The organism is Microcoleus sp. Z1_A1, assembly GCF_036700305.1.
Lineage (GTDB): Bacteria > Cyanobacteriota > Cyanobacteriia > Cyanobacteriales > Microcoleaceae > Microcoleus.
In genome coordinates this window covers 31669-44630 of the sequence record NZ_JAUBOR010000027.1, presented here as the reverse complement: position 1 = coordinate 44630, position 12962 = coordinate 31669, and the positions used below count along the sequence as shown (strand labels likewise).

Sequence of the window (12962 nt, the reverse complement as noted above, 5' to 3'; positions counted from 1 at the left end):
CCGAGGGTGGGCTTCTTCTTGATGTTATTAACCGTTTGTGGGCGATCGGTGGTTGGTACATTCCACCCTTGGAAGTGGCACACTGCGGGAACGTTTATCGGTGTTTCATGGGTTAAGGCTGTTGTCAATATAGCGGTTTTCAGTGGAGTGAAGTACAGACGATCGGGTAGGGAAACGGCTGATCCTAACTGTGGCGCGGGGTTCTGTGACTTTTAACAATTGGTATCACTCAGGTTTGCACGGAAAACTCCTCTGGATCGATTCCCCAATTTACCCAGCGAATTGCCTCTTTAGCCGTTAGCGAAGCCCTCGAAGAGGATCGCACATCAGGCGGCACTCGCAAAGCGTGAATAAATCCCGTACTTGGACAAGTCATTTTTAACAAATAAACAGGATTTGCACTATTCACCCGATCAAAATCATCGTCAAACTCGATGCTTAATAAAGTGTATTCCTGCCAACTATCTAATTCTGTCACCGCGAATTCTTGAATTATGCGATCGTAAGTAATTCCCTGAATTAACCCGCGCCGAATTTCTGCATTCTGTTCCTTCAACACCCACTTAGGATCGCGAATTAAATAACTTACACTTTTAATTGTTATTGTGGGACGCCCATCCCACAATCTTGTGGAAGTTATTTAATTCTCATTCCTTAGACTGCGACTGGTGCGGGTGCAGGCTACCTTACCATTCGGGTAAAATCACGCCGTGATAGGCATAAATCGAAACACCGTCGGCCAATTGTACCGCTGGTTTTCCTTCGGCGTGCAAGCGGTGGTTGCTGTCATGGCACGACCTCCTTTAACTATATTTATAGCAATTTGAATTCACCAAAGTTTGCCAGCACATTGGTATGGTGTGTCCGATCCCAAAAAAGATATTTAAATCGAAACGATAGATTTCTGACGCACCATACAAGTTGATTTAACTATTATATTATCCTTGAAATGTGGCAACCGAAACCCGATCGCGCCCTGCTTCTTTCGCCCGATAAAGTGACTCATCGGCCATTGCAATTAGCTCCCCCGGCTGCGATTTCGCCCCCGGAATGCAGCAAGCTACACCCAAACTCAGCGTTACATATTCGCTGACAGCAGACTTATCGTGAGCTATGTGCAAACCCCGCACCTGTTGTGCGATCATTTCAGCTACGGAAGTGGCACCTTCAATATCGGTATTCGGCAAAACTACTACAAATTCTTCTCCACCGTAACGCGCTACTAAATCTGCCGCTCGCTTTACCGAATGCTGGATCACCGTCGCCACTTGCCGCAAACATTCATCCCCCGCTTGGTGCCCATAAGTGTCGTTGAAAAGTTTGAAATAATCAATGTCGCACATAATTAATGACAGCGGTGCTTCTTCCCTCGCCAAACGCCGCCATTCCGTATCGAGGTATTCATTAAAAGAGTGGCGGTTTCTTACCTCAGTCAAACTGTCGTAATTGGCCAAATACTGCAAGGCTCGATTCACTGTTTCTAACTGCTGTTTCTGCTGCTGCAACTGACGGTTGAGCTCCGCCAACTGCTGTTCGGCTGAGTGCGATCGCAACAAATTTCTCACCCTCGCCAGCAATTCCCTCTCGTCAAAAGGCTTTGAAATGTAATCGTCAGCACCCGCATCCAAACTTTCGATCCGAGCGTCCATCCCCGATCGCGCTGTCAAAAAGATTACCGGAGTAGATTTCAATTCTGGCGTGTTCCGAATCTCCTTGAGCAAATCCAGTCCGTTTTGTCGGGGCATGATTTGGTCGCTCACAATCAAATTTGGCTGCAAACTTTTTGCTTTTTCTAAACCTTCAACCCCGTCCCTCGCCACAGCGACTCGATAGTACGGAGTTAATAAAGTTTGGAGGTAAGCCAGCAGAAAATTGTTGTCTTCTACTACCAGCAACAGCGGTAATTCTCTGCTGTCACTTGTTAATTGTTCTAGATAATTTTTGTCGTCAAAACTGTTAGGTTCCGGCAGCGTGGCCTGGGGTGTGGCCGCCCGGATATTTCCCGAACCCCACTCTCCAGATCCGAATCCAGTCAGTCCAGCCAATTGGGCGATCGCACTCACCAACTGATTCGCTTCCACCGGCTTCGACAAATGCCTCTGAAACCCCGCCTCCAGCGCTTCGGCCGAATCTTCTTCCTCAATCCCTCCCGTCAGCGCCACGGCCGGCAGCAGTTCCCTGTGCTCGGACATTTCCATGGCTCTGATGCGGCGGATTAAATCGCAGCCGTCGGCTCCCGATACCGTCATATCGCTCACCAACACGTCGGGGCGCGACTGTTGCAACTCCGCCATCGCTTCGGCGGCGCTACCCACCGCTGTTACCTTGGCTCCAAATGCTTCGAGGCCAGTTTTGAGAAATTGCCGGATTTCGGCGCTGCTTTCCACCACCAGGACTTGCTTTCCCGCTAGGGGTTTGGAAACCGATCCGGGTCTGCTTTCGCTTTGGGCGATCGCAGCAGTGCGATCGTCGGGTGCATTTTTGTTGGCGCCCGGTAGCAGCACATCAAAGGTCGCCCCCTGACCGAGACCGGGACTCGAAGCCCAAACACTTCCCCCGTGCAGTTCCACCAACTGTCGCACAATTGAGAGTCCGAGCCCAAGCCGATTTTGTTCCTTGTTCTGGAAGTTGTCTGCAGGGCGGAAGTAGTCAAAGATGTGCGGCAGAAATTTGGGGTCGATGCCGCAACCGCTGTCGCTGACCCGAATCAACACGCCCGACTCAGTAGGCTCGATCCGCACTTGAACTGGGTATGGTGTGGATTCTGGGGTGAATTTGATGGCGTTGGCCAGGAGGTTCCAGACTACTTGCTGCAAGCGTTCTGCATCCGCCAAAACGTAGCTGACGGCGGGGTCGAAATGTTTTTCTACGCGGAGGTTTTTAGCATCGGCGGTGGGACGGAGGGTGTCGATCGCAGATTCCACGATCGACGGGAGGTGAACTTCGCCGATGTTCAGGCACACTTTCCCCCGCAGCAACCGCGAGAGGTCGAGGAGATTGTCTATTTGCCTGTTTTGTAATTTGGCGTTGCGCTCGATGATTTCCAAAGCGCGGGTGGTGGTGGCTTCGTTTAAATTGCGGGATCGAGCTAGCTGCGCCCATCCCAAAATCGCGCTCAGGGGCGATCGCAGTTCGTGGGAGGCGATCGCCAGAAATTCGTCTTTTGCCCGGTTGGCTTCGGCTTGGGCTGCTTCCACGGCTTTGCGATCGGTGATGTCGAATCCGATCGCCAAATACTGACAGGGTTTTCCCTTACAGTCCAACAGTGGAACTACTGCTGCGTACACCCAATAATCACTTCCATTCTTGGCTTTATTCTGAATGTCTCCTTGCCAAACTTCACCTTTGGCAACAGTTAATAGCAGATTTTTGATTATTTCCGAAGATTTATATTCCGAATGGAGGATGCCGAAGTGGCAGCCGATTAGTTCGGCTTGCGAATAGTTGGAGATTGAGCAAACTCGATCGCTGACATAGTTGATAATTCCTCGCGCGTCAGTCCTCAGCGCCAGTGTCGATCGGTCGATCGCTCTTTTAAAATCTAAACATTCTTGTAGCGACCAATCTAGTTCTTTTGTCGTAGAAAATTGACCGAGCCGATCGGACGCGTTTTGTTGCGGGCGATCGGGCTTATCCTTACTCCGTTGTTGGATTTCCATTGCTTCTATTTTCCCCTGACGGCTGACACCTAATCTACTCGCATCCTGATTCATTATCACAATTTTCTTTCCCGCACCGGCGGGTGTAATATTTTGTATCTCTTCATCTTCCTGACAAATTGGCAGGTACCACATCCACTCGGGAGTCACCTTAATTTTTGTTTATAGTTGGCTAAAGTTTGTCAATCTGAGGACTGATTTTTTCATGTCTAGCCGATCGTCGGCTGCAGGCTCATTCCTTTTTATCTGGTATCTTTTATATTTTACTAAGGGGAATCACTGATAATTTTATGGTGTGGATCACACACCGACAGTTGCATTCTTGTTTAAAACTGGTATCATAACCGTCAACTTTTTGCTCACAATTACTCCTAGTATCTGGCACAAAGTCTGGTCTTCGGCAGGCTTTCGCGTCTGTGGCATTCTGCCTCATCTGCACTGAAGGAGATATATGTGCAGGGCTAGACAGTTCCCAAATCACGGGCGGGTTTGGGCGCACAAAGTCCCTGTCTGGCGATCGTCCGTAACTTCTTTTAAATTATTTTCTTCAACATCTTGACAGGTTTGTATATTTTTTGTATTATCAAATGTAATATGCCTTCAGAGAAGAAAACCGCTCAACTGGCTTGACGCACTCAACTATTAACAATTTGAGGAAAATCGTCTGTGAATTTAGACGCTGTACGCGACCATTTTGAACAAAGAGCCTTTGATTATGACGGCTTAATTCCCCGCCTCATTCCGCGCTATGGCGAGCAACACGATGTAATATTGCAGCTCATCCCTTCTGAAACTAATGCTAACATAAAAGTTCTGGATTTAGGCGCGGGAACTGGCATACTGTCGGCTATGATTCTGCAAGCATTTCCTCAAGCAAAAGTCCTAGCCTTTGACATGGCCCAAAATATGCTGAAAACTTGCCAAACTAACTTGTCCGCTTTCCGAGAACGGCTGACCTTGCAGCAAGGAAACTTTGCCGAAGATGATTTTGGCAGCGGTTACGATTTGGTAGTTTCAGGCTTGGCAATCCACCACCTCGACAGCGCAGGCAAACAACAGCTATTTCACAAACTTTTCCACTCGATGAATCCAGGGGGAATTTTGCTAATTCGAGATATTGTGACAGGTGCTACTCCCCGGCTGACTGAGCAATACGAACAGTTGTGGCGGCAGTACATGAAAGCTAACGGAGAAGACGATGCAGCCTGGTTTCAAAAATATCGAGAAGAAGATATTCCCTCCTCTGTGGAAGAGCAGACAAACTGGCTTGCAGAAGCAGGTTTTGCCGAAGTAGGATGTCACTGGCGCTATCTGAATTTTGCTGTTTTTGGCGGAGTTATTCCAAGGTAGAAGGCATTCGGCAGAAGGCAAATTTTTTGATAATTATCAAAAGATAAAACTCGTGAAAATTGCACCCAGAACAGTTTCTGGTTCCCGGTCGCCTAACCTAATTATGTAGGTGCGTAAGGCCGCACCTTACCGCTATAATTCGCGCGTAAGACCATTTTTTACGTCCGGGAAGCATTTTCCGGAAACCTGTTTAGTCAGGTTCACTCAAGCGCCCTCTGGCAGTGCAAACAGATTCAACAAACCCGCACCCCATCAACAAGATAACCCGCTATTGAGATTTTGTAAAAGGTGATTTAAAAGCTCAATAAATAAAGTAAAACTATGAACGATTCTCGATTAGTAAAAATCAGCAGATATCTCAGCAAACACCTGCGTCACGCGCCCTCGCGCATCGGCATTGAACTCGCTCCCGGTGGCTGGGTTCCTGTTAGCGAACTCCTCGATGCGTGCCAAAAAAATAACTTTACCCTTCAGCTTGCAGAACTCAAAAAAGTAGTCGCGCAAAACGACAAGCAGCGCTTTTCATTTGACTCCACAGGCACTCTAATTCGTGCCAACCAAGGACACAGTGTAGAGGTTGACTTGCAGTTAGAACCCGCGGTTCCCCCGGATATTTTATATCACGGAACAGGTAGCACCGCCGTCGAGTCTATTCTCACTCAAGGAATTAGGAAAATGTCGCGGCATCATGTTCATTTGTCCGTGAATATCCCGACGGCGCGCCAAGTAGGTGCAAGACACGGCATCCCGGCCGTCTTTACTGTAGATGCCGCAGCAATGCAACGCGACGGTCATACATTTTACTGCTCGGAAAACAAAGTGTGGTTAGTAGATTTTGTGCCGCCAGCTTATCTCAAAATAACTTGATAATTTTCCTTCTTTTTGTAGAATGTGTGCCACAAAAAATGTAAAATAAGAGTAAGTAGGACTTTGGCAAAATGAGTGCGGAATATATGGGCGATCGCGAAAACAATTTTCATCAAAACAATTCTCAAAATAGAGGTCTGCTAGGCTCTGGTTGGCGACCTTTTTACCGTCAATTTGATTGGCAACACCTGGTACATTTAGCGTCTAGCGACCCCCAAGAACTAGCTCAAAAAACTTTAGGTGCAGCTAGCGATATTGCCGACGCAATGGGAAGACACCAATATACTTGGTGGGCCAATATTTTAAATGTATTTTCGGAAAATACTCGCTACGAAATTGATGAATTTTGGGATTACATTACTCCGCAGCCAGTTTACCCGGATTACCGCTACAAAGATGTTTTAGTTACCGAAACGCCTGTGGTGCAATTGGTCAGCCGCGCTAGCATTCCCATCGACTACGTTCTCAACAAACTCCAAGAAATTACTGTTTTCAAAGTTCTGGATTTGCTAGGGAAACCGGATGCAATTACCCAGTCTTTTATGGAGAGACATTTTTCTTATCCCCCGGAGCGGTTTGTTAGCTGGGAACGCTTGGAAGTTTTGGGTACTGTTTATGCTTCTTGGGCTCGATTCGGCTGCTGGCTGCAAATTGACAGCTACGATAGGGGAAGACGCTGTTACACTCTGATTTGCCAAGATATGGCGCCGCTCGTTAGCAAGGCAACTTATAATTTAGCGGTGATTCTGGGCGGGTACAAAAGCCGCGTCGGACAGGTTCACAGCCAGTTCCCAATTCGCACGTTTTCTGCGGAGGTTCAAAGTTTTACTGATACAGTTCAGCAGGCAATTTTGGATCAAAATCAGTTGGCTGTTTTGGTTAGTGGCGAACCGGGAACAGGCAAAACTGCTTGGACGCAAGCGGTAGCCAAGGAAATTTTAGTGCCGCTGGGTTATGTGATTTTTATCTTAGACCACGATGCTGTGGAAAATTTTGTGCCACCGAGTTATTTGGAGCGGATTTGTATTATTATCAATGAGGCTGATAATTTGGCTCAAGATCGATCGACTGCAGAAGCACAACGCACTAACAAAACCGAACATATTTTGAGTTTGCTGGATGGCACTTTGTATCAAAGCGTTATCGACGAAAACGGCATTCAATTTCAGCAAAAACTCGTAGTTTTGATGACTTGTAACACGACGGAAAGATTAGATCCTGCAATGTTACGGAAAGGGAGAGTGGATTTTACCAGTGAATTTACGCACAAATTTGTTTGAGCGCTATCTTGGATTATCAAGCTATCTGGCGATCGCACTGGCTACACGATCTCATAGTCGGGGGACAAAACAGAGCACTCCAGTCCCCTCCGACTATTCCGGCGGCGCCGACGCGATCTATGCCTAATGGTCAAACAGCAGGCGGGCACTAGATTTGCTCTTAAATTGACACTAATGCCTATAGACATATCCCCATCAAAAATGATATCAATGATGGGTGATACCCTCTAAGGGTATCGTCCGAGAGAGCAAATCAGGGAAAAACAGCATTTTTGGTCTCAAACAGAATTTTTCAAACTTGACAGCTATGGAGGAAATCCCAAACCGTGCAAACTAAGCCAGTTCAGCAAAAAATTCAGGGACTGGGAAGGTACGTTGACGGGACTTTCCCGATCGCCCAACAACCCGCAGAGGCAACCGTGTCGGAGAGTAAAGACAGATTTCGGCGGTTTGTGGAGCGCTCCGCCGAGGCCGTGGCAATGGTAGATTGTGAAATGCGCTATCTGTCGGTTTCTCGTCGCTGGGAAACAGATTGCGGGTTGGGCGACGGCGAGGCCATCGGCCGATCTCATTGGGAACTGTTCCCGAATCTCCCGGAATATTGGGAGCAAAATGCCCAGGCTTGTTTGAGGGGAGTTTTGGAATACAGCGAGTTTGTGGCAGGGCGATCGATCGCATCTGTATCAGGAAAAATCGCAAGCGGCTGTGTTAGCGAGCCGGTAAGATGGGTATTTCAACCTTGGAAAAATAACGAAGGTGCGATCGGCGGTTTGATTTTGTTTGCATCTAAGGTAGGTGAGGCTTCCGCTCAAACCAATTGCTATAATAAATTTCAGTCCGAGGTCAAAAGTAAGCAGTTAGAAACAATACCGCAACTAACTCAAATTGCCCTCGAAAATGCTGCTGATACAATCTTTTTTAGTACCTCCGACGGTCAAATTTGCTACGCGAACAAAGCCGCTTGCCATCTTTTTGGCTACTCGGAATCGGAACTGCTAAACATGAGGGTTAGCGACATCGATTCGCGGTTGCCAGCATCGGATTGGCGAGAACACTGGGCTCTTCTCAAGCAACAAAACAACCTCACTTTTGAAACCAGTTACAAAACCAAAGACGGCGCCAGTTTTTCCGTCGAAGTTAAAGTCAATTATTTAGTATACGGCGGCTGCGAATACCGCTGCGCGATCGCCCGCGACATTTCCGCCCGCCTCGCAGCAGAATCAGCGCTCGTAGAGGCAAAAGAGCAACTTCAAGCAGTTTTGGACGCGGTGCCGGGATTAGTTTCTTGGGTAAGTTCCGATTTGCGTTATTTGGGAGTAAACCGACATTTAGCTAGCGCTTACAAAATGCCAGCCGAACTATTTTTCGGTCAAAAAGTAGGTTTTTTAGAGACAAGTCCCAAATTTAACGATTTAGTATACGATTTCTTTGCAAACCATAAAAAGAAAACATCTCAAGAAGTAACAGCGAGCATCAGAGGAGAAAATAAAACTTATCTAATAGTGGCTCAAAAATACCATAATAATACGGCGGCGGTATTTGTGGGATTGGATATTACAGACAGCAAACAGTCTCTTTTAGCTTTGCAAGAATCCGAAGAACGCCTGCGACAACAAGCGGCAAAATTAGAGCAGACGCTGTTAATTTTGCAGCAAACTCAAACTCAACTGATTCAAACAGAAAAGATGTCATCTCTGGGGCAGTTGGTAGCAGGAATAGCCCACGAAATTAACAATCCAGTTAGTTTTATTTCTGGCAATGTCAGCCACGCCACTGGCTACATTCAAGAACTGCTGCGAACGATCGAGCTTTACCAAAAGTATTATCCCCATCCCGTGCGGGAAATTCAAGATTTGATAGAAGAATTAGACTTAGACTTCATCAAAAAAGACTTGCCAAAACTGCTAAATTCCATGAAAGTCGGTTCGGAAAGGATTCGCGATGTCGTGCGATCGCTCCGCTTGTTCTCGCGTACCGACGAAGCCCAAATGAAGCCGGCTGATATCCACGAAGGTTTGGATAGCACTGTGCTGATTTTGCAAAATCGCCTGCAAGCTAAAGGGGGACGGCCAGGAATTTCTCTAGTTAAAGAGTACGGAGATTTGCCACGAGTTCACTGCTATGCGGGACACTTAAACCAAGTGTTCATGCACTTGTTGACAAATGCGATCGACGCTTTGGAAGAAGGGGGGAGAAATGCCGAAAAGTATGGTAAAATTCAAAATCAGTCTTACTTAGCTTCAGCCAAGTCGAAATCTGAAATATTCAATCCCGAAATTCGGATTCGGACTTCCGTGGTAGGGGAAAACGAAGTTACGATCGCCATTAGTGACAACGGCCCTGGCATGACTGAAGAAGTCCTCGACTGCATCTTTGACCCTTTGTTTACCACTAAATGTTCAGACACGAGCACTGGTTTGGGTCTAGCAATCTCCCAGCATTTAGTAGTAGAAAAGCACGGCGGTAAGTTGCACTGTGTTTCGCGTCCGGGAGAGGGAACGGAGTTGATAATTAAAATTGCGATCGGCAACGATTAATTGGCTATTTACAAATAGGAAATAAGATGGTAATTGAGTGGCTAAAATTTAAAGTACCTCAAGAAAAGTGGGAGCAGTTTATTCAACGAGATCAGGAAGTTTGGACGGCGGGACTAAAAAGTTGGGACGGTTTTTTAGGCAAAGAAATTTGGGTAGATCCGGTGGAAAATGAGGTGGTGATGTTGATTCGCTGGGAAACTAGGGAGAAGTGGAAGTCGGTTCCGCAAAGCACAATAGATGAGTTGGATGCCCAAATGGGCGATTTGCACATTGCGATCGCCGAAAGTCGCGAATATCAAGTTCGCAAGTTTTTACATTAGTTAGTCACCAGTCAGTTGAGCGTGGTAATTTTTGAAAGATTAATCATGCGTTTTACCTTGATTGTACCGCAGACATCGATTTGGTATTTGGTGTGAAGGGCGATCGAGCTGGGTACAATCATCGCAGTGTTTGGTATCTGGTGTTAGGGGCGATCGCCCTTGATTGACTATTTCATGCGATTACTCTGGCGGTTCAGTACCTAGAGGGGCTTGACGGCGGTGACGAACGTGTATTATTGCGACGGTATCGCCCTCCACCACAAACAGAATTCGATAGGTTCTTCCTTTACCAACCCACAGTTGTCGAATTTCCCTACCAATGATGGCAGCTTCGGGTGCAACTGAGCAACGGTAAGGAAACTGTTCCAGGGATGCGATCGCATCTTGGAGGTCGTAGTACCACTGATTTGCGGCATCAGCACTCAGATAATCGCACATCCAACGGTAGGCGTTTTCAATTTCTTGAAAGGCGGGTGGTTGGATTAGGACTTGATAACTCATAGACGAGGGGGGATGTTGAACTGCTGCTGTAGCGCTGTCATAGCTCTCTCGGCTGGAATACCTTCACCTCGATCGAAGCTTTCAAGTCCTTTGCGGATGCCGATGATAGCTTCGAGGTAGTCGATACGCTCTAGCAGTTGTTCGTAGGTATTAAGTTGGGGGTTTGGAGTCGATTTTAGCGATCGTACCAAACTGAGAAGATCCGCGAGTAGTTCGTCAGGGGTGCTCTCGATTTCTTGGATGAGGAGTTCTTTGATGGTCATCGTGGCATCTCACGAGGATTGATACTTTGAGTATAACGGCGATCGCTCTTTTTTAACTCAAGCGATCGCAACTGGTACAACGATCGCAGTGTTTGGTATTTGGTGCCAAGGGCGATCTGGCTCCCTTGGACAAGCCTTGAAAGAGCGCGATCGCACGCTACGCAATCTGCCGATCGCTCTGCGGGCAATGATTTTGAGATATACTTGTACATAAATATAGGAGGTAAACTTTACACTTTGAGTTTAGATCGGAGTAGTTTAGATGAAATTCGAGAAGATATCGCTAAAATTGCCAGTCGCTATGGGGTTTTTCAGTGTGTTGAATGTAGTCAGGCTATCAAAGAGTTCTTGACGGTCAGAAACCTACATGGTAAGCAGATTAAACTGGATTTAGAAAGGCAAGACCTACCTTGGTCAGTGATTTATGATTTACGACGACAGCAGCAAATTGCTACTAATGGCTACCATCAAGGGATATCAATTACCATCGACGAACAGGAAATTGTTTTTGATAATATAGATTGTAGTGGTGTGACTCGGCAGGAATGGCTGCAAAATTTAACATCTCCTACTCTGGAACTGGGCATGGGAAGCTTTAAGATTATAGAAGAGGAGTTTTGAACTGCAAAATTTGCAGTTATTTTAAAAATATTGAGGTAAAAAATGCACGATTTATATACCCTGATTGAGAAAATAAAGAAAGCTCCTTCAATGTACTTGGGACGACATTCAATTATTTGTCTTCAGGCTTTTTTATCGGGTTACAGCGTCGCTAAATATGAGTTGGGAGAACAGCCAACGAAACAAGATAGCGATTTTAGGGAGTTTCCTGAGTGGATACGAAAAAGATTCAACGTGCAGACTAGCCAATCTTGGGCTAATGTCATTCTGTTTTATTCTGAGGATGAAAGCAAAGCACTTGATAAGTTTTTTGAGCTGTTATGTGAGTTTATGGATCGTCATGCTTCGGCTGATACTTTAAGCGAAGGCGGATTAGATATAGAGGAAAAAGCGCAAGTTCTTAGGAGTTGATAGAAAGGGCGATCGCTCTTTCATTTTAGGCTATCGATCGTCAGAAACAAGAAAGGGCGATCGATCTTGATGGGCGAAGGGCGATCGCTCTTGGTAAAATCATTGCAGTGTTTGGTATTTGGTGTGAGGGGCGATCGCTCTTTCATTTTAGGCGATCGGTCATCTGAAACAAGAAAGGGCGATCGCACCTGTTTGAAGAAAATCATCAGGGCGATCGCTCTTATTTGAAAAGAATCAGAAAGGCGATCGCCCTTTCTTTCGCTGTGGCGATCGCCCAACGGGATAGCTACACTTCACACCCTGCGTGCAATCCTCGCCCTTTGGGATGGTGGAAATCGATCGGATTGTCAGTGGAAAGAGAGGTTGGGGTGACAGGAGGGTTAAGGGAATATGTAGGATGGGCGATCGCCCTTTTATTTGCTGTGGCGATCGATCTGATTTGAAAAAAATAAGAAGGGCGATCGCGCTGTGAATCAGTTCGTAATAACAACCATCAGGTTATCTGAAATTACCATCATCATATATTCTGCACTTTCCTGGTTCAATTCTTCCCATATCAACAATGCCTCCCAGGTCAATTGTTCTACCTCTACTATGATTAACGTGAATCGAAAATTTGACGGGTGAGTCAACAATTGATTGAAGTGGGAAAAACAGTGAACTTGTGTCGTAGAATCTTTTATCACGCCGTCTACTATTAGACTCAATCCTCAGCCTTCGCCAGTTTTCACCACTAGTAAGACCAAATGGTTGTCCTAATGCATTTACACCGAGACTATATCTTGTGTACATTTGAAATTCGACGCTCTGAACTCTTGAATCTCTACTACCCGCTTCGGCAATAACTCTTGCCCTCAGATTACCAGATATATTACAGAATTCAGCAAATTTTATTTCGCCATTGATTCCGTCTCGTTCTTGATAGTTAGGAGAAGCTTGCCCAGGAATAGCTGAAAAAGGTAAAACCAGTGCTGCCAAAAGAAGGCTTTTATAAAAAAACGCCAAACTGTTAGCTCTATCGACTACTTTGACTAAATTGAAAAGCATTGTTAATTTTTGTTGATAGATATTTCTCCTATCATTATTTCAAAAATCCCAGCTTTGTCTAGGCCAAAAAGCTTAATTTTGTTGGCAATTTTGTCTGCTAATCTAA

At 46.2% G+C, this 12962-nt stretch carries 14 protein-coding genes and 1 pseudogene; 8 read left to right on the top strand and 7 right to left on the bottom strand.

From position 1 onward, the window contains the following. Window positions 1-229 precede the first annotated feature (229 nt). Both QT973_RS18145 and QT973_RS18140 read right to left on the bottom strand, forming a co-directional pair. Window positions 230-788: pseudogene (locus QT973_RS18145) on the bottom strand (hypothetical protein); the annotation flags it as partial. 150 nt (window positions 789-938) lie between these two features. Further along, complete coding sequence (locus QT973_RS18140) at window positions 939-3809, bottom strand: diguanylate cyclase (RefSeq protein WP_333391868.1); 2871 nt, start codon at window positions 3807-3809, stop codon at window positions 939-941. 516 nt (window positions 3810-4325) lie between these two features. Between QT973_RS18140 and QT973_RS18135 the strand changes: the two genes are divergently transcribed. The 5 genes from QT973_RS18135 (at window position 4326) to QT973_RS18115 (ending at window position 10013) form a co-directional block, all read left to right on the top strand. Then, on the top strand, window positions 4326-5009 hold the full coding sequence (locus QT973_RS18135; protein WP_333208123.1) for a methyltransferase domain-containing protein: 684 nt from the start codon (window positions 4326-4328) through the stop codon (window positions 5007-5009). A gap of 321 nt (window positions 5010-5330) precedes the next feature. Next, window positions 5331-5876 (top strand): RNA 2'-phosphotransferase, encoded by a 546-nt coding sequence (locus tag QT973_RS18130; protein WP_333208122.1) that lies wholly within the window; start codon window positions 5331-5333, stop codon window positions 5874-5876. Between the two features lie 71 nt (window positions 5877-5947). Continuing rightward, on the top strand, window positions 5948-7156 hold the full coding sequence (locus QT973_RS18125) for an AAA family ATPase (RefSeq protein ID WP_333263252.1): 1209 nt from the start codon (window positions 5948-5950) through the stop codon (window positions 7154-7156). 326 nt (window positions 7157-7482) lie between these two features. After that, complete coding sequence (locus QT973_RS18120) at window positions 7483-9693, top strand: PAS domain S-box protein (protein WP_333055913.1); 2211 nt, start codon at window positions 7483-7485, stop codon at window positions 9691-9693. A gap of 26 nt (window positions 9694-9719) precedes the next feature. Then, window positions 9720-10013 (top strand): TIGR03792 family protein, encoded by a 294-nt coding sequence (locus QT973_RS18115; protein WP_333055914.1) that lies wholly within the window; start codon window positions 9720-9722, stop codon window positions 10011-10013. Window positions 10014-10193: 180 nt separating this feature from the next. Here the strand turns inward: QT973_RS18115 and QT973_RS18110 are convergent, their stop codons facing one another. Genes QT973_RS18110 through QT973_RS18100 form a run of 3 tightly spaced genes read right to left on the bottom strand, consistent with a single transcriptional unit; the run spans window position 10194 to window position 10989 of the window. Then, complete coding sequence (locus tag QT973_RS18110) at window positions 10194-10514, bottom strand: type II toxin-antitoxin system RelE/ParE family toxin (RefSeq protein ID WP_333250380.1); 321 nt, start codon at window positions 10512-10514, stop codon at window positions 10194-10196. Further along, entirely contained in the window at window positions 10511-10777 is a 267-nt protein-coding gene (locus QT973_RS18105; protein ID WP_333391864.1) for a hypothetical protein, read from the bottom strand. The genes QT973_RS18110 and QT973_RS18105 overlap by 4 nt, the downstream gene beginning before the upstream one ends. Beyond that, the gene (locus QT973_RS18100) at window positions 10774-10989 is read right to left on the bottom strand and encodes a hypothetical protein (protein WP_333391862.1); all 216 of its coding nucleotides are present in this window, start codon (window positions 10987-10989) and stop codon (window positions 10774-10776) included. The genes QT973_RS18105 and QT973_RS18100 overlap by 4 nt, the downstream gene beginning before the upstream one ends. A gap of 25 nt (window positions 10990-11014) precedes the next feature. On the opposite strand from QT973_RS18100, the gene QT973_RS18095 reads away from it, so the two are divergent. Further along, window positions 11015-11398 carry a papain fold toxin domain-containing protein gene (locus QT973_RS18095; RefSeq protein WP_333271426.1) on the top strand — a complete coding sequence of 128 codons (384 nt, stop codon included), beginning with the start codon at window positions 11015-11017 and terminating at the stop codon, window positions 11396-11398. A gap of 42 nt (window positions 11399-11440) precedes the next feature. After that, entirely contained in the window at window positions 11441-11809 is a 369-nt protein-coding gene (locus QT973_RS18090; protein WP_333271429.1) for a hypothetical protein, read from the top strand. A gap of 20 nt (window positions 11810-11829) precedes the next feature. On the opposite strand, the gene QT973_RS18085 is transcribed toward QT973_RS18090, so the two are convergent. Next, entirely contained in the window at window positions 11830-12015 is a 186-nt protein-coding gene (locus tag QT973_RS18085; protein ID WP_333271431.1) for a hypothetical protein, read from the bottom strand. A gap of 18 nt (window positions 12016-12033) precedes the next feature. Between QT973_RS18085 and QT973_RS18080 the strand changes: the two genes are divergently transcribed. Beyond that, window positions 12034-12252, top strand: a complete 219-nt coding sequence (locus QT973_RS18080) for a hypothetical protein (protein ID WP_333271434.1) — start codon at window positions 12034-12036, stop codon at window positions 12250-12252. A gap of 55 nt (window positions 12253-12307) precedes the next feature. Here QT973_RS18080 and QT973_RS18075 read toward each other — a convergent pair whose 3' ends face one another. Beyond that, window positions 12308-12856: a hypothetical protein gene (locus QT973_RS18075; RefSeq protein ID WP_333391860.1), complete on the bottom strand. Its 549-nt coding sequence runs from the start codon at window positions 12854-12856 to the stop codon at window positions 12308-12310. Window positions 12857-12962: the final 106 nt, after the last annotated feature.